Origin of the sequence: Microbacterium sp., assembly GCF_049650565.1 — a bacterium.
Taxonomy (GTDB): Bacteria; Actinomycetota; Actinomycetes; order Actinomycetales; family Microbacteriaceae; genus Microbacterium.
In genome coordinates this window covers 1-25,129 of the sequence record NZ_JBASAK010000095.1, presented here as the reverse complement: position 1 = coordinate 25,129, position 25,129 = coordinate 1, and the positions used below count along the sequence as shown (strand labels likewise).

At 70.4% G+C, this 25,129-nt stretch carries 25 protein-coding genes and 1 pseudogene; 6 read left to right on the top strand and 20 right to left on the bottom strand.

Annotated features, from left to right (window positions below):
- Positions 1-390, top strand: a 390-nt coding sequence (locus WA967_RS14985) for a SprT-like domain-containing protein (RefSeq protein ID WP_424424239.1), incomplete at its 5' end; no start/stop codon positions are given.
- 14 nt (positions 391-404) lie between these two features.
- Here the strand turns inward: WA967_RS14985 and WA967_RS14980 are convergent.
- From WA967_RS14980 to WA967_RS14960, 5 genes are all read right to left on the bottom strand, one after another.
- Entirely contained in the window at positions 405-779 is a 375-nt protein-coding gene (locus tag WA967_RS14980) for a DUF3054 domain-containing protein (protein WP_424424237.1), read from the bottom strand.
- A gap of 52 nt (positions 780-831) precedes the next feature.
- Positions 832-1,494, bottom strand: coding sequence for a 2-phosphosulfolactate phosphatase (locus WA967_RS14975; RefSeq protein WP_424424235.1), 663 nt, complete (start codon positions 1,492-1,494; stop codon positions 832-834).
- Between the two features lie 131 nt (positions 1,495-1,625).
- Positions 1,626-3,098 carry an FtsX-like permease family protein gene (locus WA967_RS14970; RefSeq protein ID WP_424424234.1) on the bottom strand — a complete coding sequence of 491 codons (1,473 nt, stop codon included), beginning with the start codon at positions 3,096-3,098 and terminating at the stop codon, positions 1,626-1,628.
- Positions 3,095-3,856 carry an ABC transporter ATP-binding protein gene (locus tag WA967_RS14965; protein WP_424424231.1) on the bottom strand — a complete coding sequence of 254 codons (762 nt, stop codon included), beginning with the start codon at positions 3,854-3,856 and terminating at the stop codon, positions 3,095-3,097. Before WA967_RS14965 ends, WA967_RS14970 begins: the two co-directional genes overlap by 4 nt.
- A gap of 86 nt (positions 3,857-3,942) precedes the next feature.
- A complete protein-coding gene (locus tag WA967_RS14960) occupies positions 3,943-4,416 on the bottom strand; it encodes a carboxymuconolactone decarboxylase family protein (protein ID WP_424424229.1) in 474 nt (157 codons plus the stop codon).
- 71 nt (positions 4,417-4,487) lie between these two features.
- On the opposite strand from WA967_RS14960, the gene WA967_RS14955 reads away from it, so the two are divergent.
- The gene (locus WA967_RS14955; RefSeq protein ID WP_424424226.1) at positions 4,488-5,345 is read left to right on the top strand and encodes a LysR family transcriptional regulator; all 858 of its coding nucleotides are present in this window, start codon (positions 4,488-4,490) and stop codon (positions 5,343-5,345) included.
- Here WA967_RS14955 and WA967_RS14950 read toward each other — a convergent pair whose 3' ends face one another.
- The 5 genes from WA967_RS14950 to WA967_RS14930 all read right to left on the bottom strand — a co-directional run bounded on the left by WA967_RS14950 (position 5,346) and on the right by WA967_RS14930 (position 10,337).
- Positions 5,346-5,981, bottom strand: coding sequence for a response regulator (locus tag WA967_RS14950; protein WP_424424224.1), 636 nt, complete (start codon positions 5,979-5,981; stop codon positions 5,346-5,348).
- Positions 5,982-6,070: 89 nt separating this feature from the next.
- On the bottom strand, positions 6,071-7,273 hold the full coding sequence (locus tag WA967_RS14945; protein ID WP_424424221.1) for a sensor histidine kinase: 1,203 nt from the start codon (positions 7,271-7,273) through the stop codon (positions 6,071-6,073).
- 159 nt (positions 7,274-7,432) lie between these two features.
- The gene (locus WA967_RS14940) at positions 7,433-8,224 is read right to left on the bottom strand and encodes a class I SAM-dependent methyltransferase (RefSeq protein ID WP_424424219.1); all 792 of its coding nucleotides are present in this window, start codon (positions 8,222-8,224) and stop codon (positions 7,433-7,435) included.
- An 86-nt stretch (positions 8,225-8,310) separates the two neighbouring features.
- Complete coding sequence (locus tag WA967_RS14935; RefSeq protein WP_424424216.1) at positions 8,311-9,426, bottom strand: AMP-binding protein; 1,116 nt, start codon at positions 9,424-9,426, stop codon at positions 8,311-8,313.
- Positions 9,426-10,337: a 1,4-dihydroxy-2-naphthoyl-CoA synthase gene (locus WA967_RS14930; protein WP_424424214.1), complete on the bottom strand. Its 912-nt coding sequence runs from the start codon at positions 10,335-10,337 to the stop codon at positions 9,426-9,428. The genes WA967_RS14935 and WA967_RS14930 overlap by 1 nt, the downstream gene beginning before the upstream one ends.
- Before the next feature lie 57 nt (positions 10,338-10,394).
- Here WA967_RS14930 and WA967_RS14925 point away from each other — a divergent pair, with 57 nt between their 5' ends.
- Positions 10,395-11,105, top strand: a complete 711-nt coding sequence (locus WA967_RS14925) for a peptidylprolyl isomerase (protein WP_424424212.1) — start codon at positions 10,395-10,397, stop codon at positions 11,103-11,105.
- Positions 11,106-11,163: 58 nt separating this feature from the next.
- On the opposite strand, the gene WA967_RS14920 is transcribed toward WA967_RS14925, so the two are convergent.
- Together WA967_RS14920 and WA967_RS14915 are read right to left on the bottom strand one after the other, a co-directional pair.
- Positions 11,164-12,156 (bottom strand): HAAS signaling domain-containing protein, encoded by a 993-nt coding sequence (locus tag WA967_RS14920; RefSeq protein WP_424424210.1) that lies wholly within the window; start codon positions 12,154-12,156, stop codon positions 11,164-11,166.
- A 1-nt stretch (position 12,157) separates the two neighbouring features.
- On the bottom strand, positions 12,158-12,493 hold the full coding sequence (locus tag WA967_RS14915; protein ID WP_424424207.1) for a PadR family transcriptional regulator: 336 nt from the start codon (positions 12,491-12,493) through the stop codon (positions 12,158-12,160).
- A gap of 84 nt (positions 12,494-12,577) precedes the next feature.
- On the opposite strand from WA967_RS14915, the gene WA967_RS14910 reads away from it, so the two are divergent.
- Positions 12,578-13,552 (top strand): o-succinylbenzoate synthase, encoded by a 975-nt coding sequence (locus WA967_RS14910; RefSeq protein ID WP_424424205.1) that lies wholly within the window; start codon positions 12,578-12,580, stop codon positions 13,550-13,552.
- Positions 13,553-13,656: 104 nt separating this feature from the next.
- On the opposite strand, the gene WA967_RS14905 is transcribed toward WA967_RS14910, so the two are convergent.
- Positions 13,657-14,274 (bottom strand): TetR/AcrR family transcriptional regulator, encoded by a 618-nt coding sequence (locus WA967_RS14905; RefSeq protein ID WP_424424203.1) that lies wholly within the window; start codon positions 14,272-14,274, stop codon positions 13,657-13,659.
- A gap of 138 nt (positions 14,275-14,412) precedes the next feature.
- Here WA967_RS14905 and WA967_RS14900 point away from each other — a divergent pair, with 138 nt between their 5' ends.
- Positions 14,413-17,406 carry an MMPL family transporter gene (locus WA967_RS14900; RefSeq protein WP_424424201.1) on the top strand — a complete coding sequence of 998 codons (2,994 nt, stop codon included), beginning with the start codon at positions 14,413-14,415 and terminating at the stop codon, positions 17,404-17,406.
- The gene (locus WA967_RS14895) at positions 17,403-19,436 is read left to right on the top strand and encodes a YhgE/Pip domain-containing protein (protein ID WP_424424199.1); all 2,034 of its coding nucleotides are present in this window, start codon (positions 17,403-17,405) and stop codon (positions 19,434-19,436) included. Before WA967_RS14900 ends, WA967_RS14895 begins: the two co-directional genes overlap by 4 nt.
- 22 nt (positions 19,437-19,458) lie before the next feature.
- On the opposite strand, the gene WA967_RS14890 is transcribed toward WA967_RS14895, so the two are convergent.
- The 7 genes and pseudogenes from WA967_RS14890 to WA967_RS14860 form a co-directional block, all read right to left on the bottom strand.
- Entirely contained in the window at positions 19,459-19,842 is a 384-nt protein-coding gene (locus WA967_RS14890; protein ID WP_424424197.1) for a phage holin family protein, read from the bottom strand.
- Positions 19,843-19,861: 19 nt separating this feature from the next.
- The gene (ccsB, locus tag WA967_RS14885; protein ID WP_424424194.1) at positions 19,862-20,851 is read right to left on the bottom strand and encodes a c-type cytochrome biogenesis protein CcsB; all 990 of its coding nucleotides are present in this window, start codon (positions 20,849-20,851) and stop codon (positions 19,862-19,864) included.
- Position 20,852: 1 nt separating this feature from the next.
- Positions 20,853-22,619 carry a cytochrome c biogenesis protein ResB gene (gene resB / locus WA967_RS14880; RefSeq protein ID WP_424424192.1) on the bottom strand — a complete coding sequence of 589 codons (1,767 nt, stop codon included), beginning with the start codon at positions 22,617-22,619 and terminating at the stop codon, positions 20,853-20,855.
- Positions 22,600-23,394: a cytochrome c biogenesis CcdA family protein gene (locus tag WA967_RS14875; RefSeq protein WP_424424190.1), complete on the bottom strand. Its 795-nt coding sequence runs from the start codon at positions 23,392-23,394 to the stop codon at positions 22,600-22,602. The genes resB and WA967_RS14875 overlap by 20 nt, the downstream gene beginning before the upstream one ends.
- Entirely contained in the window at positions 23,391-24,011 is a 621-nt protein-coding gene (locus WA967_RS14870) for a TlpA family protein disulfide reductase (RefSeq protein WP_424424188.1), read from the bottom strand. Before WA967_RS14870 ends, WA967_RS14875 begins: the two co-directional genes overlap by 4 nt.
- A 51-nt stretch (positions 24,012-24,062) precedes the next feature.
- On the bottom strand, positions 24,063-24,743 hold the full coding sequence (locus tag WA967_RS14865; RefSeq protein WP_424424241.1) for a histidine phosphatase family protein: 681 nt from the start codon (positions 24,741-24,743) through the stop codon (positions 24,063-24,065).
- A gap of 57 nt (positions 24,744-24,800) precedes the next feature.
- A pseudogene (locus WA967_RS14860) lies at positions 24,801-24,938 on the bottom strand (transcriptional regulator); the annotation flags it as partial.
- Positions 24,939-25,129 lie beyond the last annotated feature (191 nt).

The window sequence follows — 25,129 nt, the reverse complement described above, 5'->3', positions numbered from 1 at the left end:
GCGGGCCTGTGCGACTACCAGCGCAGGCGCATCACGGTCTCGCGGTATCTGGCCGCCAGGTTCGAGGACGACGAGATCCATCAGACCCTGCTGCACGAGGTGGCCCACGCACTGGCGGGGCACACCGCCGGCCACGGCCCCGCGTGGAAGCGCATGGCGCGCGACCTGGGCTACGTCGGCGGCACCACGCACCGTGGCGAGACCGCCACCGAGCTGGCGCCGTGGGTGGGACGCTGCCCGTCGGGGCACACGACCTACCGGCATCGCAGGCCGTCACGTGAGACGTCGTGCGCGGTGTGCTCGCGCCGGTTCGACCGCCGCTACCTGTTCACGTGGACGCGCCGCGAGATCACCGCCGCCGACCGCCTGGCGGCGCAGCTCCCCCGCTGATCCGTGCCGAGAGGTCAGTCTGCTTCGCGAGGGCCGCGGTAGCGGCGCACCAGCAGCGCGATCAGGCGCCAGCCCAGCAGCAGGACGCCCACCACGAGCGTGGCGACGATGATGAACGGGGTCTCGGCGCCCTCGCCCGTGGCGATGCGCAGCAGCATCCCGCCGGCCACCGTCACGATCCACGCGATCACGCCCCAGCCCAGCGACCACGGACGCCGAGGACGGGCGGGCACGAGCATCGCCAGCAGGTGCCCGACGATGAGCCCGACGAGGAAGGGCCAGGCGGTGATGAGGAACCCCAGCGGGTCCTCGCCATGCGAGACACGGCCGATGACCGCGAAGACCAGCACCAGGACGGCATCGACGAGGAAGGCGGGGAGGTACCTCATCCTCCGACCCTATGCGCCGCCGCCGTGCGCAGGGCGCGACGCGCGGATGCGGTCAGGCGAAGCGCTCCAACACGCCCTCGCGCAGCACGACCGCCGCATCCACGGCATCCGGCTCCGCGGCCTCTTCGGTGGTCGCCGGGCGGATGCCCGCGGCGACCATCCGGTCCGTCGACGGCACCCCGTCCGCGATCTCCCGCCCGGAGCCGCTGGCCGCCAGCATGTGCCGGAGCGCACGGCGCAGCGCGCGATAGCCCTCGGCTGCGACGGCTCCGTCGGGCGCGCAGTGATCGATACCCAGGTCGATGAGCGCGGCGACCACGGCGCCGACGCCGAGCTGGTCCTCCACGGCGAAGCGCAGGTCGCCGGTGGGAGTGCGCTCGCCAGCGGCGATCACGCTCACCGAGGTTCGCGCGGCGCGGCGCTCCTGCAGCGTCATCACGGCGCGGGCCGTGGCAGCGGCGTTGCGGATGCCTCCCACCAGCACCACGCCACCGGTCTCGGCCGCCGCGGTGACCACCGCGGCGCCGTTGGTCGACCAGTTCACGGCATCCGAGAGCGTGACCGTCCCGCCGTCGGCGACGATGTTCGCCACGGTCGAGGAGAACGGCAGCACATCCACCACCACGATGATGTCCGTGGCCTCGACCCGGGCGAGCCCCTCTGTCCCCCATTCGACACGGACCTGGTAGTAGGACTGATCGAATGGCGACGGCATCCCCTCAGCCTATGCCCGCGCGCGCATCCGATCCGGATCGGAGCACTCCTCCGGTCCGGATCGGAGACGCTGCCAGAGCGGCATCCGCAACGACGTCCTCCCTCCAGTCCGACGCCGGCCCCGAGCGGCGGTCACTCGGCGGCGAGCGCCTCGACGGGGGCGACGCGCGTCGCCAGACGGGTGGGCGCGACGGCTGCGATCACGGTCAGCAGCGCGGTGGCGGCCGCGATGACGGCGACCGGGATCCACGGCACGGCCGGGTACACGAAGCCGGCGGGATGGTAGTCGGGCAGCACCGGCACGGATCCCAGCAGCGACTGCGCGGCGATCCAGCCGTAGAGCACCCCGAGTACGAGGCCGGTGAGGGTGGCCGCGACCGTGATGTGCACGGCCTCCAGCAGCACCATGCGGCGCACCTGCGCACCGGTGAGCCCGATCGCCCGCAGCAGGCCCAGCTCGCGGCGGCGCTGCACGACGCCGATCGTGAGCAGGTTCACCAGACCCACCGCCGCGATCACGGCGGAGACCGCGACGAGCACCATCATGATGGTCGCGAACGCGTCCATCGGAGCGAAGAAGTCCGAGGGCACCTCGCCCGAATTGCGCATCATCAGCGCCTTGGCGGATTCCAGCGCCACCGCGAACATCGTCACGAGTGCGACGCCCATCACCACGCCGATGGCCATCCGACTGGAGCGCTCCGGATACCGCAGGGCGTTCTCGGCGGCGAGGCGCGCCGTCGCACCGCTGCCGAACATGCGCCCCACCAGCCGCAGCACGGGCGGCATGAACAGCACGGCGCCTGCGACGAAGCCCGTGAAGGAGAGCACCCCGCCGAAGAAGGCGACGACCACGCCCAGTGGCGTCACCAGACCGAGCACGACGCCGGAGACCAGCAGCGCGGCTCCGAGCACGATCAGCACGATCGCCCCGACGTGCCGCCCCCGGCGGCGTGCGACCTCGTCGCGGGTGCGCTCCACCGAGCCGCCCAGCGCCTGCAGCGGGGTGACCGTCAGCACGCGGCGCGAGCCGATGCGCGCGGCGAGCCAGGTGGTCAGCGCGACGCCGATCACCGGAAGCGCCAGTCCCGGCTGCACGAGTGTGGCTCCCTCCGGCGCGTGCGGGAGCAGCCTGCCGCCGATCAGCAGGCCCAGGCCGGAGAAACCGAGTCCCAGCAGCAGTCCGGCCGCGGCGCCGATGACGCCGACGATGAAGCCCTGTGCCGTCACCTCGGCGCGCTGCGACCGGGCGGATGCCCCGATCAGCCGCATCAGGGCGATGCGGCGGGTGCGGCCGGCGATGATCGTGGAGAACGTGTTGGCGGTGACGACCGCGGCGACGTACATGGCGACACCGGTCAGCAGCACCGTCAGGATCATGACGACGACGGCGAGGGTGTCGCTGTCGCCGATGAACGGGTCCGCCTGCAGCACCGCGCCGATGTACGCGGTCACTTCGACGAGGATCACCCCGAACGCCGCAGCGAGTGCTGCGACCAGGATGCTGGCGCCCATCCCCCGCTCGCGCAGCCAGGCCAGCCGGGGTCCCGTCGCCCTGCTCTGCGGCACGACGCCGTCGACAGCGGCCGTGGCGAGGGCGGTCACGCCGCCACCTCCGCGGCCAGCATGTACGCGGCGATCTGCTCGGCGCTCTGCCGCGGGTGGTCGGCGGTGATCCGCCCGTCACCGAGGAACAGCACCCGGTCCGCGTGGCTGGCGGCGATCGCGTCGTGCGTGACCATCGCGATGGACTGGCCGTGATCGCGGCTGGCGGAGGCCAGCAGCGTCAGCACCTCCCGGCCACTGCGGGAGTCGAGGTTGCCGGTGGGCTCATCGGCGAAGACCAGGTCGGGGGCGGTGGCCAGGGCACGGGCGATGGCCACGCGCTGCTGCTGCCCGCCGGAGAGCTCGTGCGGGCGGTGGTTCAGACGGGATGCCAGGCCAAGCCGCTCGACGAGGGAGTCGATGCGCGCGCGCTCGATGGCCGACGGACGGCGGCCATCCAGTTCGAAAGGCAGCAGGATGTTGCCCAGCGCGTCGAGCGTGGGCACGAGGTTGAACGCCTGGAAGATGAAACCGACCCGGCGGCGGCGCAGAACGGTCATCTCCACATCGCTCAGGCCGCTGATCTCGGTGTCGCCTATCCACGCACGCCCCTCGGTCGGGGCGTCCAGGCCCGCCATGATGTGCATGAGCGTGGACTTGCCTGAGCCCGAGGGCCCCATGATCGCGGTGAACTGTCCGCGGCGGATGCCGACGCTGACGTCATCGAGGGCGCGCACACCGGCGACACCAGCGCCGTAGGACTTGCTGAGGTGCTGGACGCGGGCTGCGAGGCCGAGGTCCGAGGTCGTGATCTCCATGTCATCGACGCTATTTCCGGCATCCGCTGCACCGCATCGCCCGAGCGGATCATCCTGCGTACACCCCCAGGATGATCTCCGGACGATCAGACCCAGGCGCGCGTGGAGACGCCGACGAGGTTCCAGGCGTTGACGGTCACGATCAGCGCGACCAGGGCGCCGAGCTCCTCGGGCGAGAACACCTGGGCGGCCTCGGCCCAGTCCGCATCCGGCACGTGGGTCTCGGAGGCGCGGGTGATGCTCTCCGCGAGTCGGAACGCAGCCCGCTCGCGAGCGCTGAACAGCGAGGACTCCCGCCAGACCGCGACCGCGGCGATGCGCGCGATGCTCTCTCCCGCCTTCTGCGCGTCGGATGTGTGCAGGCCGACGCAGTAGCTGCATCCGTTCAGCTGGGAGGCGCGCAGCCGCACCAGCTCACGCAGTCGCGCATCGAATCCGCAGCCGTCCAGCTCGCGCACCATCGCGGTGTCGAGCTGGGCGAGCGCTTTGGAGAAGTGCGGGGCGACGGTGTCGACATCGAGTCGAACGAGCAGGGGGACGGGCTGATCTGTCGGGGTCATGCCTTCCACTCTCCCCACACCGCGTATATCTGTCCAACAGCTGATCGGAATAGGTATCATCTGTTCTGAATATGGAGATTCATCAGCTGCGCTATGCCGCCGCCGTCGCGGACACCGGGTCGTTCACCGCCGCCGCCGAGGCCGTGAAGGTGAGTCAGTCCGGGGTGAGCACGCAGGTGCAGAAACTGGAGCGCGAGCTCGGCGTCGCCCTGTTCGACCGCAGCGGCCGACGCGTGGTGCTCACCGCCGACGGAGAGCGGATGCTGCCCGCCATCCGCGAGTCGCTGCGTGCGCTCGACGGCATCCGCACTACGGCGGCTGACCTGCGCGGCCTGCTGCTGGGCTCGCTGCGCGTGGGCACGGTGTCCGGCCTCACGTGGCCACGCCTGTTCGATGCTCTGGGAGAGCTGCACACCGCGCACCCCGGGCTGGAGATCCGGCTGCGGGAGCACACCTCCGACGGCCTGATCGACGCGCTGCGGCACGGCGAGCTGGACATCGCCGTGGTCGCCTGGGCGCAGCATCCGCCCGCAGGCCTCGAGACCATCACGCTCTTCGACGACCCGCTCGTGGCTGTCGTCGCTCCGGATCATCCCTGGGCCTCGCGACGCGGCATCCGCGCTGCCGAGCTCGACGGAGTCGACGTCATCGCCCTGCCGCACGGCACCGGTGACCGAGCGGCCCTGGAGCAGCTGCGGCCGGGCCTGGAGCCGCGCTGGGAGGTGTCGACACCCTGGTTCATCGAACGGCTGGCAGCACGAGGCTTGGGCGTGGGAGTGGTCAGCGACGCCACCCGTCGACGGTGGCACCAGGTCCGGGCCATGCCCGTGCAGGCGCCCGAGGTGCGCTCGCGGCTGGGTATCGCCTGGCGCCCCTCGCCATCGCGCGCGGCATGCGCGCTGCGGGACCTGCTGGCCCCGCAGTCCTGATCAGTTCAGGCCGTGCTCGAACGCGAACACCACCAGTTGCACACGGTCGCGCAGGGTGAGCTTGGCGAGGATGCGGCTGATGTGCGTCTTCACCGTCGCCTCGGACAGGAACTCGCGTGTGGCGATCTCGGAGTTCGACAGCCCGCGCGCGGCGAGCGCGAAGATCTCCCTCTCCCGGTCGGTGAGGTCGCTGTACTGCGACGGGACGGGTTTGGTCTCGGGGGCGAAGTGCGCGAACAGCTCGCGGGTGGCAGATGCCGCGATCACGCTCGACCCGGAATCAACGGTGCGGATGGCTGCCAGCAGGAACTCCGGCTCGGCATCCTTCAGCAGGAATCCGCTGGCGCCCTGCCGGATGGCACGCGCGGCGGCCTCGTCGAGGTCGAAGGTCGTCAGCATGACGATGTGCGGCGGGTCGGGGTTTTTCAGCAGCTCGGCGGTGGCGGTCAGGCCGTCCATCACCGGCATCCGAATGTCCATCAGCACCACGTCGGGCTTGGTACGAGTGACGACTTCCAGTGCCTCGCGGCCGTCGCCCGCCTCACCCACGACGTCCATGTCGGGCTGCGATCCGACCAGCATCCGCACTCCTGCGCGGAACAGCGCCTGGTCATCGACGAGCACGACCTTGATCATCCCGGCCTCCCCCTTCTGACGCAGCGTCGTCGCCGCACGTCCATCTTCCTCGCCCGCGGAACGTGGACCGCGCGGGATTACTTCGCGGGTCACGGCTGCGCGACGGAGGCCCCGATGGGCAGGACGGCGTGCACGGTGAACCACGTGCCCTCCGCGCCGGCGGTCAGCGCGCCGCCGACCAGCTGGGCGCGCTCCCGCATGCCGACCAGTCCGTGCCCGCCGCCGGGTCCCGCCTTCTCTGCCGCGATGCGGTTGCGCACCCGCACGTCGACACGATCGGGCAGCCAGGCCAGACGCACATCCACGTCGCCTTCCCCGTGCCGCAGTGCGTTGGTGAGCGCCTCCTGCAGGATGCGGTAGACGGCGAGCTGGATGCCTGCCGGCGGCTCTCCCGGCGGCATCGGGTCGATGGTGACGCGCGGCTCGACACCGGCCTGGCGCACGTGCGCGAACAGCGAATCGAGATCAGCGAGTCCCGGCTGCGGGCCGTCACCCTGCCGATGCCGCAGCTGGGTGAGCAGCATCCGCACGTCGGACAGCGCAGCCCGCGCCGTCTGCGCGATGGTGGCCATGGCTTCCTCGGCCAGTTCGGGCTGCGCCTTCGCCGCATAGCGCGCACCGTCGGCCTGCGCGATGACGACAGCCAGGGAGTGCGCCACGATGTCGTGCATGTCGCGGGCGATGCGCACGCGCTCCGCCTCCTCGGCGGCGGCGGCCTCGGCCTGCAGCTGCGCCTCGCGCGTCTGCCGGCCGTGCGCGATCACGCGCCAGAGCAGACCGGCACCCCAGGCGATGACCAGCGCGAACCCGATGCTGGTCGCGGCGAGCGCCGCCGTCACCGACGCGTGTGCGGCTGCGCTGGGGACGCCCTGCCCCGTCAGCGATCCGATCTGCTGAAGCGCGATGTAGGCGCCGGCGACCAGGCCACCGCCGACCGCGGAGCCTGCGCCCCACCACAGCAGCCGTCTGCCGCCCCAGGCCGAGGTGGCGAACAGCACGACGAACACCGCGAAGTCGAACAGCGAGGGCGACAGTCCGCAGGCCATCTGCACGATCGCCGCCGCCCAGGCCACCACCAGCGCGAGGAGCGGGGAGAGCCGCGCGATGGCGGCGGCGCCCCACATCCCCGTGGCGACGATCGCCATCGCCCCCAGCGACAGCCAGTCCGGCTGCAGCCACGCGCTCACCGCGCCCGCGTACATCGCGAACGACAGCGGCAGCGTGATCAGAAGCCCCAGCACGCTGCCGACGATGTCGAGCACCAGCCAGGTGCGGGGAACGGAGCGGATCACGCTCTCACGCTACGGGACGGGGGTGGTGGCAGGCATCCGCCTTCAGATGTATCCGGGACGACGCGTTCACAACTCCGGAGATTCGGCGAAGTGCGTCGCGATCGACGCGCTTCGGGCGGTCTCGGCCCCGCTTCTCCCCAGTTGTGGCCGACGCAGCTCTCAGACCCGGCAGAGGATCTCGCCGTGCGGCACCAGATACCAGCCGTCGCCGTCGGCCGCCCAGGCGCGCCACGCGTCGCTGATGCGGTGCAGATCGGCATCCGTCGCCATGCCCGACGCCGTCAACTGGCGCGCCAGCGCGGACTCCACGATCCGGTCGGCCCACATCCCGCCCCACCACACGCGCTCCTCGGGGGTCGCGTAGCACCAGGTGGATGCCGTTGCCGTGATGTCGGTGAGCCCGGCGGCCCGCGCCCAACCCCGCAGGCGTCGACCGGCATCCGGCTCCCCGCCGTTGGCGCGCGCAGCTCGGCGGTACAGGTCCAGCCACTCGTCGAGCTCGGGCAGCAGCGGCCACCAGATGAACCCGGCGTAGTCGGCGTCGCGCGCGGCGACGATGCCGCCCGGCTTGGTGACGCGGCGCATCTCGCGCAGTGCCTGCACGGGGTCGCCGACGTGCTGCAGCACCTGGTGCGCGTGGGTGATGTCGAAGCTCGCGTCGGGGAAGGTCAGCGCGTGCACGTCCTGCACGGCGAAGTCGATGTCGGTCACGCCGCGCTCGGCGGCCAGCCGCCTGGACAGATCGAGCGCGTCCTCGGAGACCTCGACAGCGGTGACGTGGGCGACGCGGCTCGCGAAGTCGAGCGTGATGGTGCCGGGACCGGCGCCGATGTCCAGCAGAGTGGCGCCAGGGGTGAGGTGCGCCTCGAGGTAGGCGGCGGAGTTCGCGATGGTGCGGTTGCTGTGCGAGCGCAGCACCGATGCGTGGTGCCCGTGCGTGTACGTCGCCATGCGCGCCAGCCTAGAACCCGTCCATCTGCGCCGAATGCTGCGTTTCGGGCGATTCGAGGGGCGATGGTGCCCCACGGACGGGCGTGTCAGCGGAGCAGGCGGCGCAGGGCCTCGCGGTCGGGCTTGCCGGATGCCAGCGTCGGCAGCTCTGGGAGCACCATCATGCGCGCAGGACGGGCGGGCTTGCCGAGCTCGGCGGCGACTCTCTCGCGGACGGTCTCGAGCGCCGCATCCGGGTTCCGCAGATCGGTCGCGAAGACGACGGACGCCTCGCCCCAGCGCTCATCGGTCGTACCGACCACCACCGACTGCGCCAGGCCCGGGATGCCGCGGACGACCCGCTCCACGCGGTCGAGCGACACGTTGACGCCGCCGGAGACGATCACGTTGTCGATGCGTCCGTGCACGCTGACGACACCGGCATCCGACACCGTCCCCGCGTCCCCTGTGCGATACCAGACGACGCCGATGCCGTCCGGCGCGAACGTCCGGCGGGTCAGCCCAGGGTCGCCGAGATACCCGGTCGCGAGGGTGGGTCCTGCGATCCGCACCTCGCCCTCGATCTCGACCACGCGCACGCCGTCCAGCGGGATGCCGTCGTAGACGCAGCCACCGGCGGTCTCGCTGGAACCGTAGGTGCGCACGACCCTCACCCCCGCCTCCAGGGCGCGCTCGCGCAGCGGCGCAGGGAGCGACTGCCCGCCGACGAGGATGGCGTCGTAGGCGGCGAGCGCCGTGCGCACGGCGGGCAGCTCGGCAGATGCATCCAGCAGCGTCGCCAGCTGTGCGGGGACCAGCGAGGTGAAGCGGATGCTCGCATCCAGTGCCGCAGTCGCGTCCGCGAAAGCCCGCGGACCGAAAGGCCCGTCCAGCATCACGGCCTCGGCACCTGCGAGCATCGAGCGCACCAGAACCTGCACTCCGGCGACGTAGCCCGCCGACAGCGGGAGCATCCACTGCCCCGATCCGACCCGACCCGCCGTCGCGCGAGCGCTGGCTGCCAGCGCATCCCCGCTCAGCACCACACGCTTGGGAACCCCACTCGACCCGGACGTCGCGATGACCACGGCCGTGCCGTCCGGCACCTCGTCATCGGCATCCGGAGCGAACCCCAGCGCCATCGGCTGCCGCCCGTCGAGCGCCGCGGGCAGCGCGTCGCGCACTGCCCGCGCGTCCGAGCCGTCGACCGGATGCAGCTTCATCAGAAGTGGTACGGGAACGGCGACCAGTCGGGGTCGCGCTTCTGCAGGAACGCGTCACGGCCCTCGACGGCCTCGTCGGTGCCGTACGCCAGGCGCGTCGCCTCGCCGGCGAAGACCTGCTGACCGACCATGCCGTCGTCGACGGCGTTGAAGGCGAACTTCAGCATCCGGATCGCGGTGGGCGACTTGGTGAGGATGGTGCGGGCCATCTTCAGCGCCTCCCTCTCGAGCTCGGCGTGCGGCACCACCCGGTTGACGGCGCCCATCTCGTAGGCGCGCTGCGCCGAGTACTCCTCGGCGAGGAAGAACACCTCGCGCGCGAACTTCTGCCCCACCTGGCGTGCCATGTATGCGGAGCCGTAGCCGGCGTCGAAGCTGCCGACGTCGGCATCCGTCTGCTTGAACCGTCCGTGCTCGGCCGACGCGATGGTCAGATCGCACACGACGTGCAGGGAGTGGCCGCCGCCGGCCGCCCAGCCCGGGACGACGGCGATGACGACCTTGGGCATGAAGCGGATCAGACGCTGCACCTCGAGGATGTGCAGGCGGCCGGCACGAGCCGGATCCGTGACCTCCGTCGAAGCATCGGAGTACTTGTAGCCGTCGCGACCGCGGATGCGCTGGTCGCCGCCGGAGCAGAACGCCCAGCCGCCATCCTTCGGGCTCGGCCCGTTGCCCGTGAGCAGCACGGCGCCGATGTGCGGGTCCTGCCGCGCGATGTCCAGCGCGCGATACAGCTCGTCGACCGTGTGCGGACGGAAGGCGTTGCGCACCTCGGGCCGGTCGAACGCGATCCGCGCGACGCCGCCGTCGCGGGACACGTGCGCGGTGATGTCGGTGTAGCCCTCGGCGCGGGGGGCGAGCACCCACTCGGCCGGGTCGAAGATGTCGGAGACGAAGTCGGCGGTCACGACATCCAGCCTATTCCGGGGCGGGAGAGGCCACGCCCGGTCGCGTACGATCGTCGGGTGCGCACCTCCCTCACTGCATCGTCTCGTGTCCGCCTGGCCCTGCTCGCGCTGAGCGCTGCTGCCGCACTCGCGCTGGCCGGATGCGCTTCGACGGCCGGTGCCGGTGATTCCGCGGCCCCCAGCTCGTCTCCGGCAGCGTCGCAGCCCGCGGCATCCGGTGCCTGCACGTACACGGCCGACGGGCGTCCCGCTGCGAAGAAGGTGACCGCGCCGCCGGCCGACCCGACCGCGGCCGGGCAGGTGCCCGTGACGATCTCGACCAGCGCCGGAGACCTGGCCGTGACGCTGGATGCCGAGTCCGCGCCGTGCACGGTGGGCAGCTTCCTGTCGCTGGCGAAGCAGGCGTACTTCGACGGCACGAACTGCCACCGCCTCACCACGAAGGGCATCTTCGTGCTGCAGTGCGGCGACCCCACCGGCACGGGCACAGGGGGACCGGGTTACTCGTTCCCCGATGAGCTGAAGGGCACCGAGACGTACCCGGCGGGAACGCTGGCGATGGCCAACGCGGGGCCCGACACCAACGGCTCGCAGTTCTTCGTGGTCTACGCCGACACGCAGCTGCCGCCCTCGTACACCGTGTTCGGGCACCTCGACGCCGACAGCACCGAGACCGTCGCAGGCATCGCGGCCGAGGGCACCGCCAACGGCCAGCCCGACGGCAAGCCGAAGACTCCGGTGACGATCAAGGAGATCATCCAGGGCTGACCGCCCTACGCCGCCGGCGCAGGCCGTGCCGCCGCCGTCAGGCCGCGCGGAGCCGGCGTCAGGCCGCGCGGAGCCGGCGCAGCTTCAGCCAGCCGTCGGCGATGTCCCAGGCGGAGAAGACCACCAGGCAGAAGCCGAGGATCGCGCCGAGGATGCCGAAGACGCCGCCCTGAGCGGCCGAGGCCTGCTGCCCCTGCGCGAAGCCCTCGCCGCCCTCTGCCGCGATGAACTCCATCAGCCCCGGATTCACGAGCTCACCGCGCACCAGCAGGATCAGAGTCACCGCCGCGAAGGCCACCGCCAGCACCGTGTTGATGACGGCGAGTCCCGTCGTCCAGCGGCCACGGCGGTGCAGCACGAGGGCGAACACCACCTCGGCGGCGATGAAGGCCAGCAGCACACCCCAGGTCAACGGCGCAGGGTTCACGACCGGGATGGGGTCGCCGCCGGTCGGGAAGAAGCCGAGGAACTGATCCCACGCCACGGCTCCGGCGGCGAGCACCAGGAACACCAGCGACGCGACCAGGTCCGTCCGCCCCGTGCGGACCTCGGCGGACTGCGGCAGCTGATCGGGATCCCAGTCCAGGATGTGCTCCCCCGTGGAGCCGTTGCGCTCGAGGATGAAGAACACCAGGGTGGTCCAGAAGCACACGTGCACGATCGTCCCGACCAGGACGGCGATGCCGCTGCCGATGACCTCGCCGACGGATGCCCGCGCGATCAGCTGGCCGAGCACCACACCGCCCACGCCGCAGGCGGGCACGATCCACAGCAGCAAACGGAGCAGCCGACGCCACGCGGCGAAGTAGCGCGGGCCGACCAGCCACATCGGGCGGTCGATGAGCGATGCGGCGTACGCGGTCGGCTCGCCGAGCTCGGTCACGACATCGCGCTCGGCTTCGATGGGGTCCTCGCCCTGGGCGACGCGGGGCTCGACCTGGTCGGCGATGGTGGCGCGCACCTCGGCGGCGATCTCTTCACGTGCCGAGGCGGGCACCGCGCGTGCGACGGCGGCGAGATAGCGCTCGGCGTAGGAGGTTGTGGCGGTCATGTCATCTCTCCCGTTCGGTGAGTGCGGCGGCCGCGGCCGCGATGGCGGCGACCTCCCGGGTCAGGGTGTCGGCCAGGCGGATGCCGGACGCCGACGTGCGATAGAACTTGCGGGGCCGCGCCTCGTCGGTGTTCCACTCGCTGTCGAGGCAGCCCTGCTTCTCCAGACGGCGCAGCAGCGGATAGAGCGTGTTCGCATCGGTGGGGAACCCGGCATCCGCCAACTGCTGCAGCAGCCCGTAGCCGTAGCCGGGCGACCGCAGCAGTTGCAGGCTCGCGAGCACGATCGTGCCGCGCCGCAGCTCCTGCAGATGCCCGTCGAACTCGTTCTCGCTCACGTCAGTCACTATATTGTGTGGCACACACTATTGTCAACGACACATTTACCAGCTGCCGAAGCCGGGGCGCGGCATGATGGACGCATGACGCCGACGCTCGCCGAGATCGCCGCCACCGCCCGCGTGGTGGCCCTGCCGATGAACACCCGCTTCCGCGGGGTGGACGTGCGCGAGGCGCTGCTGTTCGAGGGCCCGCAGGGCTGGGCGGAGTTCTCGCCGTTCACCGAGTACGACGATGCCGAGGCGAGCACCTGGCTGGCTGCGGCCATCGACTTCGCGTACGTCGAGCAGCCCGCACCGCTGCGCGACCGCATCCCCGTGAACGCCACCGTCCCCGCTGTCGACGCGGCCCGCGTGCCCGAGGTCCTGGCCCGGTTCGACGGATGCCGCACGACCAAGGTCAAGGTCGCCGAGCGCGGCCAGAGCGCGGCCGACGACATCGCCCGCGTGCGCGCGGTGCGCGAGGTCATGGGACCCGAGGGCCGCATCCGCATCGACGCCAACGGCGGCTGGAACGTCGACGAGGCCGAGCGCATGATCCACGCGCTCGGCGAGCTGGATCTGGAGTACGCCGAACAGCCGTGCGCGACAGTCAGCGAACTGGCCGAGCTGCACTACCGCGTCAAGCACACCGGCATCCTCATCGCCGCCGACGAGAGCATCCGCAAGGCCGCCGACCCACTGGCGGTCGCGCAGGCGAGGGCCGCCGACCTCATCGTCATCAAGGCGCAGCCGCTGGGCGGCACCCGCCGGGCTCTGCAGATCGTCGCCGACACGGGCCTGCCTGCCGTCGTCTCCAGTGCCCTCGACACGGCCATCGGGCTGTCGCAGGGCGCCGCGCTGGCGGCATCCCTCCCCGCCCTCGACTTCGACTGCGGGCTGGGGACCGCATCGCTGTTCGCCGACGACGTGGCCGACGCGAGACCGGTGGGCGGGTCGGTGGCTGCCGCGAGAGCGGTTCCGGATGCTGCGGCGCTGGCGCGCCTGGAGGCGCCGGCGGATCGCCGGGACTGGTGGCTGGCACGCCTCGAGGGGTGCTTCGCGCTGCTCGACGCCTGACCGCCGAGCGAATGTCGGCTCACATCACGCATGTCGGCTCAGATGGCGGATTCCAGCCGACATCCGTGACTTCGGCCGACAAGTGAACCTGCAAGCCGCTCCGGCTACGCCTTCAGCAGCTCCACCATGCGCCCGAGCGCCTGGCTGCCTGTGTGCCGCAGCTGGTCCGCATCGTCGCCGCCCATGGCTCCGCGCACGGTCATGCCCTCCCACACCACCATGAGCAGGCGCGCAGCTTCGACGGCATCCATCCGCAGGGCGAACTGACCCGAGTCGATGATCTCCTGGATCATCTCGGCGATGCCGCGGACCATCTCGTTCTCCTGGGCGAGGTACGCGGTGCCGAAGGCGGGATCGCGCAGCGCGCGGATGCGGATCTCGCTCATCATCATCACGCCCAGGCGGTCGTCGGGACCGGAGTCCATGATCTGCCGCACGAGCTCGACCGGATCGCAGTCGGTCAGCGCACCGGCGCCGACCAGCGTCGCCACCCGTTCCCGCACGGCCCCGAGCCGCGCGGCGCCGACGGATGCCGCAAGTTCCAGGAACAGCTCGTCCTTGGACTCGAAGTTGGAGTAGAAGGCGCCGCGGGTGAATCCCGCGCGCTCGCAGACCGCCTCGACCGTGGCACCTTCGAGACCGACTTCGGCGAACACCTGTGTCGCGGCCTCCAGCAGGCGCGCCCGAGTGTTCTCACGACTCCTCGTCACCGGTGTCGACATTGCTCCTCCTAGGCCCCCACTCTGTCACGAGACAGCCGCGGGATGTTCACACCCCGCGCACAGCATTCGCCCTCGCTCGCGACTTACGATACATGTACGTATTGAATACACTCGTGTATCGAACTGTGCGGAGGCCGCGTGTCCACTCTCCTGTCGTCGCTGGGTCGCTGGTCGTTCCGGCATCCGTGGCGCGTGCTCATCAGCTGGCTGATCGTGCTGGGCATCGCCGGATCGGGCGCGCTCGCACTGGGTGCGGGCACCGACAACACCTTCTCCATCCCCGGCACCGAGTCGCAGGCGGGCCTGGAGCAGCTCGAGCGCACCTTCCCGCAGGTGAGCGGCACGAACGCGCAGTTCATCGTCGTCGCCGCTCCCGGCGACGATATCCGCGACTCCGCGTACAAGTCCGAGATCGAGCACACGATCTCCCAGCTGAAGGACGTCGACGACCGGGTACTGGCCGTCTCGTCGCCGTACGACGAGACCGTCACCGGCATGATCAACGACGAGCACACCGCTGCGATCGTGCGCATCCAGCTCGAAGGGCAGTCCAGCAGCATCCCGGGCAGCATCAAGACCGCCCTGCAGGACACCGTCAACGCGCTCGGACCCGAGCTGCCGAAGGGATCTCAGGTCGCACTCGGCGGCGATCTGTTCGCCATGTCCATCCCCACGATCACGCTGACCGAAGCGGTCGGGCTCGTGATCGCTCTGCTCGTGCTGATCGTCACGTTCCGCTCGTTCGTCGTGGCCGGGTTGCCGCTGCTGACGGCCATCCTCGGCGTGGGCATCTCGATGGCCGGCATCTTCGCTGCCACGGCGTTCGCCACGGTCTCGTCGACCACTCCCCTGCTCGCTCTCATGCTCGGGCTCGCGGTCGGCATCGACTACGCCCTGTTCATCGTCGCCAGGCACCAGGACCAGGTGCGGGCCGGCATCGATCCTGAGGAATCCGCCGCGCGCTCGGTGGGCACCGCCGGATCCGCGGTCGTGTTCGCCGGCGTCACCGTGCTGATCGCCCTGATCGGGCTCGGCTTCGCCGGCATCCCGTTCCTGACGACGATGGGCATCGCGGCGGCCGTCGCCGTGGCCGTCGCCGTCGCGATCGCCGTCACGCTGACTCCCGCGCTGCTGGGCTTTCTCAAGGGACGCGTGGCGGGTCGAGCGCGTCGCGTCACAGCATCCGGATCCGACGCCGCCGCCCCCGATCAGCGTCCCCGCCCCGTCTCCGAGGCGACGACCGACAGGGGCGGCGACGGCCAGCAGGGGCGCCGACAGAAGAAGAATGCTGCCCTTCGACGGGCTCAGGGACCCAGTTCCCAGGGACCCCGCCGCGGATTCGCGCAGCGCTGGGCGGGCGGGGTCACCAAGCACCCCGTGCTCGTGACCGTCGCGGTCGTGCTGGGCCTCGGCGTCGTGGCCATCCCGGCGCTGAGCCTGAACCTCGCACTGCCCAATGCCGGCGTGCTGGCGAAGGGCTCCGAGGCGCGCATCAGCTACGACCTCACCGCGCAGGAGTTCGGCCCCGGATTCAACGGGCCGCTGATCCTCACCGGCACCATCGTCACCTCGAACGATCCACTGAATCTCATGAAGGATCTCGGCGACGCCGTCGAGAAGATCCCCGGGGTGAGGGAGGTCGCCCTGGCGACCCCGAACGAGACCGCCGACACCGGAATCGTGCAGATCATCCCCACCACGGCGCCCGACGACCCGAAGACCAGCGAGCTGGTCCGCGAACTGCGCTCGCACCACGACGAGTGGCAGAAGGAGTTCGGCATCGATCTGAAGGTGACCGGCTTCACCGCCGTCGCCATCGACATCTCCGACCAGCTGGGTGCGGCGCTGCTGCCGTTCGGCGTGTTCGTGATCGGCCTGTCGCTGATCCTGCTGGCCGTCGTGTTCCGCTCCATCTGGGTGCCGATCACGGCGGCTGCGGGCTATCTGCTCTCCATCGTCGCGGCGTTCGGCGTGGTGGGCGCGGTGTTCGAATGGGGCTGGTTCGCCGATGCACTACATGTGGCGCGCACCGGCCCGATCATCAGCTTCATGCCGATCATCCTGATGGGAGTGCTGTTCGGCCTGGCGATGGACTACCAGGTGTTCCTCGTCTCGCGCATGCGAGAGGACTACGTGCACGATCCCGCCCGACACGACCCCGCCACGCGCCGCGAGGCCGCCGGCAGCGCCGTGCGCTCCGGTTTCGCCAGCAGCGCCCGGGTGGTCACCGCCGCCGCGCTGATCATGTTCGCCGTGTTCGTGGCGTTCGTGCCCGAGGGCGACTCCTCGCTGAAGCCCATCGCGCTGGGTCTGGCCGCCGGCATCGCCATCGACGCGTTCCTCGTGCGGATGACGCTGATCCCCGCGGTGATGGCCATCCTCTGCGACCGCGCCTGGCGCATCCCGCACTGGATGGAACGGATCCTGCCCCACGTCGACATCGAGGGGGAAGCGGTGGAGCGCGAGCGGAAGCTGGCCGACTGGCCGGGAGACGGCAGCATCCTCGCCGCCGACGACGTCACCGTGGGAGAGCTCACCGGCATCCGCCTGCGCCTCCAGCGCGGCGGTTCGCTGATCGTCACCGGCGCCCCGCACCGTGCGCTGCGTGCGCTCTCGCTCACCCTCACAGGCCGGGCGAAGGCGGATGCCGGGATGCTGCGCGTCGCCGGACACCTGCTCCCCGGCCGTGCCGCCTGGGTGCGCTCGCGAGTCGGCATCGCGATGCTCGGCGAGGCGGATGCCACCCCCCAGGTCGCCGAGGCGCTGCGCGGCCGCACCTCGCTGGTGATCCTCGATGGCGTCGATCGGCTCACCCCCGCCGACCGCGACCAGGTGGCCGCCCGCCTGCGGGATGCCGGTCCGGATGTCGCCGTGCTGGCCACCGCGACGGAGCCGGCCGCCGCGCAGGCCCTGTTCACCGATGCCGGCAGATCACCGGCATCCGTCGTCGATCTGCACGACCCGGCCCACGCTTCCGCCGACACCCCGGCTTCCCGCCCAGACCCCGGCCTGCAGATGCCCGCAGCGCGGGGTGTCGACGACAGCCCGGCGTCTCGGCGAACCGACTCCTCCTCCGACACGACCGAGGTGACCGCATGCGATGTACTGAGCGAACGGAGTGAGACGAAGTGACCCTCCCCATCGAACGCGCGCGCTCGCGCCGGCCCATCACCTGGCTGACGCTGATCGGCGTGCTGCTGCTGCCGGCGCTCATCGGCGGCATCCTCGTCACGGCGCTGCAGAACCCGACCGACCGGCTCGAGTCGATGACCGCAGCGGTCGTGAACCTCGACAAGCCCGTCACCATCGACGGCCAGTACACGCCGCTCGGGCGGCAGCTGGCGTCGGGCCTCGTGAAGGGCTCGGATGACGTGAAGTCGAACCTGACCTGGGTGATCTCCAACAAGAAGGATGCCGCGAAGGGCCTCGGCGACGGCACGTACCAGGCCATCGTGACCATCCCGAAGTCGTTCTCGGCGGACGCCACCTCCGCGGGCACGGCGTTGAAGGAGAGTGCGGATACCCCGAAGCAGGCGAAGATCACGGTGACCACCCCGCCCGACGGGCGCGTGGCCGACGACCTCATCACGAACCAGATCTCCTCTGTCGCAGCCTCGACCATGGGCAGCATGATCAGCAAGGCGACCATCGGCAACGTGCTGGTCGGCTTCACCACCATCGGCGACCAGATCGGCACCGCCGCCGATGGCGCGACCAAGCTCGCCGACGGAGCCCGCTCTGCGGCCGACGGCGCCGCAGCGCTGCCCGACGGGGCGACCAAGCTCGCCGACGGCGCGGCCGGTATCGCCGACGGTGCGAACAAGCTGGTCACGGGTGCCGCGCAGCTCTCCGGCGGTGCGGCATCGCTGGGCACGGGGCTCGACTCGATCACGTCCGCGGCACGAGGCATGCAGACCGGCGCCACGCAACTCGGAGACGGCCTGAACGCGGGCGCGGCGGCTCTCACCGCCCCGGATGGCGACATGCAGAAGCTCGTCGGCGGCGCCGCAGGGGCCGTGGCCCACGCGGATGACGTCGCGGCGAGCGCCGCAGCGAACGCTCAGACCGTCGGTGCACTCGCGAACGACTGCCTGGCCTCCGGCGCGTCCGCCGACTTCTGCACGAAGCTCGGCGGTGCGGCAACAACTCTCGGCGATGCCGTGAAGCCCGCATATGCGAGCGCCGGGTATGCGAAGAGCGTCTCCGACGGCGTCGCCGCCCTACCCGACGCGTTCGGCACGCAGTTGCGGACGGCGGGTGCGGCGGCATCCCAGCTCGGCGGCGGACTCGGCCAGCTCGCCGCCGGCGTGGACAGATCCGCCTCCGGCGCGCGCAGCCTCTCCACGGGCGCGACGGGGATCGCTGACGGTGCTCGTGCGATAGCATCCGGCGCGACGCAGCTCGGCGGCGGTGCGACAGCGCTCGCCGACGGCGCCGGTTCCCTGGCGACCGGCGTGGACTCCCTGGCCACCGGCACCAGCGACCTGGCCGATGGGCTGAAGACAGCGTCCACCTCGCTGCCGTCGTTCGACAAGCAGCAATCCACCGAGCTCGCCTCGGTGATCGCCGACCCGGTGAAGGCCTCGGCATCCGACAGCATGTTCGGCCCGACCGCGATCCCCCTGCTGTCGGCGGTGGTGCTGTGGCTCGGGGCGCTGGCGTCGTTCATCGCGCTGCGCGCCGTGCCCGGCAACGCTCTGACTTCCCGGCGCTCCTCCTTCGGCATGGTGCTGCGCGGATTCTGGCCCGCCGCGGCCCTCGGCGCAGGGCAGGGGCTGTTGGTCTCGCTGATCGTGCAGATCGTCGCCTCGTACGACGCGGCCACCTGGTGGGGCTTCACCGGATTCGCCGTGCTCGCCGGCGTCGCGTTCGCCGCGGTGAACCAGGCGCTGGTGGCGGTCTTCGGCGGGATCGGCCGCTGGGTCAGCGCACTCGTGGGCGTTCTGGCCGTTGCCACCGGGCTCATCTCCACGATCCCCGCGTGGCTGGCGGGTCTCGGCGCCGCGATGCCGACCGCGCCCGCGCTCGGCGGCCTGATCATCCCCAACGGCTCCGCGTTCGCGGGCCTGGTGGTGTGGGCGGTGCTGTCCCTTGGAGCAGCGACCCTGGCCGTCGCGACCCGTCGCACGACGTCGACGAAGCGGGTGCTCGCCACCGCCTGAGGGCGGATCGTGACGCGCCGCCTCAGCGCTCGGTCACGACCTTCTTCTTCAGGAAGATCAGCGGCAGCAGCCAGGTGCCGAGCGCCGTGATGATCCAGACGATCAGCGTCGCGAGCACCCAGGTCACCGCGCCGGAGATGTGCAGTCCACCCGGGAACAGCGAGGCGATCAGCAGCGCGACGAACGTGGAGACCAGGCCGATGCCGCCGAGGATCGCGCTGGCGTACTTGCGCGCCAGGTTGAAGATGAACGGGCTCAGCACGGCCTGGGCGATGGTGAACACCACGACCGCCGTGATGAATCCGCCGATGGACAGCCTGAAATCGGGCAGTGTCCACGAGCACACCAGCAGCGCGACGGCTACGGTTCCCAGCGAGATCGCCAGGCGGATCAGGATGCGGACCATGCCGCCATGCTAGTGCGGCTCAGCTCAGGCCGGAGTACGCGTGCAGACCCTTGAAGAACACGTTCACGACGGTGAAGTTGAACAGCACCGAGGCGAAGCCCGTGATGTTCAGCCAGGCCGACGGGGTGCCGCGCCAGCCGCGCGTGGCGCGGGCGTGGATGTAGCCGGCGTAAAGCACCCAGATGATGAACGTCCAGGTCTCCTTCACGTCGAAGCCCCAATAGCGACCCCAGGCGTCCTGCGCCCAGATGGAGCCGGCGATGAGCGTGAACGTCCAGAAGATGAAGCCGACGACCGCGAAGCGGTAGGCCAGATTCTCCAGGCGCGCGGTGCCGGGCAGGGTGCGCAGGAATGCCGGGCCGGCGTTCTCGACGCCCTCGGCGATGCGGCGCTCGCGCCTCGACTGCAGCAGCTGCATGACCGACAGTGCGAAGGCCAGAGCCAGGATGCCGACGGACAGCGACGCCACGAACACGTGGATGACCAGCCAGGCCGACTTCAGCGGGTCGACCAGCGGCGTGACGATCACGTAGAAGTTCGATGCCGCGGCTCCCAACAGCACCACCACCAGGCCGGCGATGAACGTGCCCAGGTAGCGCAGGTCGATCCGCGTCAGCGTGACGAGGAACACCAGCACGATCAGCAGCGTGCCGGTCATGGCGAACTCGTACAGGTTCGCCCACGGGACGCGGCCCGCGGCCAGTCCTCGCGTGATGTCGGCAGTCAGATGGAACAGCCAGCCCAGCACCATCAGCGATGTGCCGATGCGGGCCATCACGAAGCGCTGCTTGACGGGCTCGCCCGGTGCGCTCGTGTCAGTGACATAGGGCGAGGCGCCGTCGGCGGGGGCCGGGGCCACCGTGCCGTCGGACATCACCAGCATCCGCTCCTCGGCTTTCACCGTCGACGAACGGCGCGCCAGGTCGAACGTGTAGGCGATGAAGGCGCCGGCGTAGATGGCGATGGCCGTCCACAGCGTCAGGATCGAGATGGAATCCAGATCGGGCATGTCATGCTCCCTTCACGGGGTGCCGCGAGGCGGCCGCATCGAGCAGCCGCTCGTGCCCGCGGACGAGATCGTCCACGGCAGCGGCCAGGGTGGGATCCTCGCCACGCGCGAGGCCAGCGTACTCCAGGTGGACGGCTCCGTCACCGGATGCCGTGGCCTTGACCCACATGCGACGACGGGGCACGAACAGCGCCAACCCGAGTCCTGCCAGCGCCAGCAGTGCGAAGCCGAGCACCCAGATGGCCGAGTCGTCGTGGTGGATCTGCAGCGACACGTAACGCTTGACCGACTGGGAGAAGTCCTTGGCGCCCTGGGGCGCCTCGTTGTCGAAGGTCACCGTGCCCAGCCCGTCGGGAAGGTCCGCGGTCTCACCCGGCTGCAGTTGGATGGACTTGACGTCGGTGCCGCGTCCGTTGAGCTTGGTCATGTCGTTGGTGTCCAGCTGGTACACCGAGACCGGCTTGCCGCTGTCGATGCCGAGATCGCCCTTGTAGACGTCCAGCGTCAGCAGCGGGATGTTCAGGCCGCCGTGCGCGGAGGTGAACGCACCCGAGTCGAGCTTGACGGCGGTCGGGTAGAAGAAGCCGATCAGGCCCAGCTGCTCGGGCATCCCGTCGGGGATCTTCACGACGCCGAGCGAAGTCATGTTGGCGTCCTGCGGCAGGAATTCGACCGGCTGGCTGAAGACCTTCTCGCCCGCCTTGTTGCGCACGGTGATGGTGGGGGCGTAGCCGTTGCCGAGCAGATAGATCTTGTCGCCGCCGATGCTCAGCGGGTGGTTCACCTCGACGGCGCCCTTGGTCGTCGTGCCATCCGGTTCGCGCACGGACAGGTGGGCCTTGAAGTTCCCGGCCTGGCCCGCGCCCGGCTTGCCGAACCCCTGGTACGTGACGTCGAACCTGTTCAGCGTCATGGCGTACGGCTCGAACGCGCCATCGGAGACGAAGCGGCCCTGGTTGATCGAGTTGTAGTCGATGAGCGCGTTCACGAACGTCTGCCCCTCGACGATCACCTTCTGCCCGGTGTAGGCGTAGCCGCCGCCCACGCCGACCGTGATGAGGATGCCGACCAGCGCGATGTGGAACACCAGGTTGCCGGTCTCGCGCCAGTAGCCGCGTTCGGCCGACACCGACCAGACCTTCCCCTGGTCGTAGCGCGCGACCCGGTAGCCGAGCGCCTTGAGCTGCTTCTCGGCCACGTCCACGGCATCCGCGGCATTCGTCTTCGACCCTTCGACAGGCTCAGGGACCCAATCCCGGGACCGGTGATCCTCAAGTCGCGACAGACGTGCGGGCGTGCGCGGCGGGAGCGCGCGCAGCGCCTTGGCGTGGTGCTTGATGCGCGGGATGATGCAGCCGATCAACGAGATGAACAGCAGCAGGTAGATGGCCGAGAACCACGGCGAGGAGTACACGTCGAACAGGCTCAGCTTGTCGAGCACCGGGAACAGGTCGGGGTTGTCGGCCTTGTACTTGACCACGCCGTTCGGGTCGGCGCTGCGCTGCGGGAACACGGACCCCGGGATGGCCGCGATGGCCAGGAACAGCAGCAGGATCAGTGCGACGCGCATGGAGGTCAGCTGCCGCCAGCCCCAGCGCAGCCAGCCGATCACGCCGAGCTTCGGCTGCACGATCGAGTCGTCGACGGGTGCGGAATCGATGTGGTCGGCGGGGCGCAGCGGATCGGATGCTGCGGACGAGCCGTCCTGGGGGATCCGCTCCTTCTGCCCGGAGCGCTTGCCGCCGCCCTCAGAGGGGGAGGATGACACTCGACATCACCGCCCCGATGCTCGACATGATCTGAGTCCACAGGCCCGCCACCATCAGCAGGCCCAGCAGGATGAGGAGCGCGCCGCCGATGATGTTGACGGCGCGGATGTGGCGACGCATGAACGCGGTGGCCGACGTCGCCCAGCCGAAGCCCAGCGCGACCAGCAGGAACGGGATGCCGAGGCCCAGCGAGTACGCCACGCCCAGGAGGCCTGCACGCCAGGGATCGCCGAGAGTCCAGCCGACGCTGATGATGGCTCCGAGAGTCGGGCCGGTGCACGGCGCCCACCCGATCGCGAGCGTGATGCCCAGGAGGGGCGCGCCGATCAGGCCCGTCGTGGAGTTCACCTGCATCGTGAACTGCCGTTGCGCGAAGCCGAAGAAGCCCAGGAACACCAGGCCCATCGCGATGACGACCACGCCCAGGATGCGGGTGATCAGTTCACCCCACTGCAGGAAGAACACGGATGCCGCACCGCCGACGACCGTGTACGCGACGAACACGATCGTGAAACCCAGGATGAACAGCAGCACGCCCAGCAGCATCCGGCGCTTGGTGGAGACCTGGGTCGCCATTCCGCCGCCCTGGGTCGCTGAGCCTGTCGAAGCGTCGCCCGCCCCCGTTGAAGCGCCTGCTGCTCCCCCGATGAACCCCAGGTACCCCGGCACGAGCGGGAGGATGCACGGCGAGAGGAACGAGACGAGGCCGGCGAGCATCGCCAGCGGGATGGCCAGCCACAGCGCGCCGGCGCCGATGACGGCATCCGGATTCACGCCTTCTCCTTGAGCGCATCGTCGATGAGCGTCGACAGGATGGAGACGCCGTCGATGGGGCCGATGATGCGCGCAGCCACGCGCCCCTGCCGATCCAGCACGAGGGTGGTGGGCGGCGCCTGGATGGGCGCGACCTTGGCGAAGGCCAGCTTGGCCTGCCCGGAATCGGCATCCATCAGGCTCGGGTAGGTGACCCCGTACTTCTCGGCGAACGCCTGGGCGGTGGCGGCCTGGTCGTAGATGTTCACGCCCAGGAAGACCACGTCGTCGGCCTTGTGCTTCTGGTAGGTGGCCTCGAGGTCCTTCGCTTCCACGCGGCACGGGCCGCAGGTGGCGTACCAGAAGTTGACGACGGCGACCTGGCCCTTGATCGACGAGCTGTCGAAGGTCTTGCCGGCATCGGTGGTGCCGCCGAACTCCACCGGCGCCTTGCGCTTGTCGGCGGGGATCTCGATGACCCGGAAGTCCTTGGTCGTGTACGCCTTCTGATCGCCGTTGAGATAGGCCTCGGTGGCGGAGTCGGGAGCGCAGGCGCTCAGCCCTGCGGCGAGGGCTCCGGCGAGCGCCACGGCGCCGAAGCGCAGCACGGCGCGTCGGGAGGGCACGGGCGAGGACACGCTGGGAATCGTACGCGGGAATCCTATGGGCGCTCTGAAACGCCCGTCCTCTCAGACGGCGCCGAGGTCGATGCCGGATGCCGCGGGTTCGGCGTAGGCGACCTCGCGCCACACGTCGCCGACGCGCTCGAAGCTCGTCACGCTGGACAGCACGCAACGACGGGTGCGCGGGTCGTGCCGCAAGCGGATGCCGGCGACCGCCAGGTGCGCGATCCAGATCGGTGCCTGATGCGAGACGAGCACGACGTCGCCCCGCCCCTTCGACAGGCTCAGGGACCCATCGCGTCGGGTCGCTGAGCCTGTCGAAGCGTCGCCCACTGCATCCCATGCGTCGTCCATGGCCGCCAGCATCCGATCCGCGATGGAACGGTACGGCTCTCCCCAGCTGGGCATCGACGGGTTGCGCAGATGCCACCAGTTCACGGGGTTGCGCAGCGCACGCGACATCCGCCTGCCCTCGAACACGTTGGTCGGCTCGATGATGCGCTCCTCGATCGCGGGAGTCAGGCCGAACAGCTCGGCGAACGGCGCCGCCGACTCCTGGGTGCGCTCCAGCGGTGAGCACCGCAGCAGGGCCACCGGCCGGCCGAGCCCCCGGACATGCTCGGCAGCCGCACGCGCCATGCCCCGCCCCGCCTCGCTGAGGTGGTAGTCGGGCAGTCGCCCGTACAGCACATGCTCGGGATTGAAGACCTCGCCGTGGCGCACGAGGTGGAGACGGGATGCCGGCATCTCCTCACCGTATCGCGGCCCACTCGCCCGCATCCCCGGCGCGGGGGTGCGAGGGCGGCTGCCGGCATATCCCTCGGTGATGTCGACGTAGCCCAGGTCCTGCAGATGCGTGATGCCCTTGGAGACCGCCGAGTCGTCGGTCTCCAGCAGATCGCGCAGCGTGGCGAAGTCCAGCTCGATCCCATCGGCAAGCAAGCGCAAGAGACGGGCAAGAACCGGAGGATCGCTCAGGACTCCTTCCGGATCTCGGCAGTCCTCTGGTTCTCAGCCGACGCACTCCGATCCAGTCAGGGCGGATGCTGGGCCCCGCGAGGCCCCACGTAGACTGGGGCAGTCCATATTCCCCGATCAGAAGGAATCCTCCGTGCTCCGCACACACACGGCAG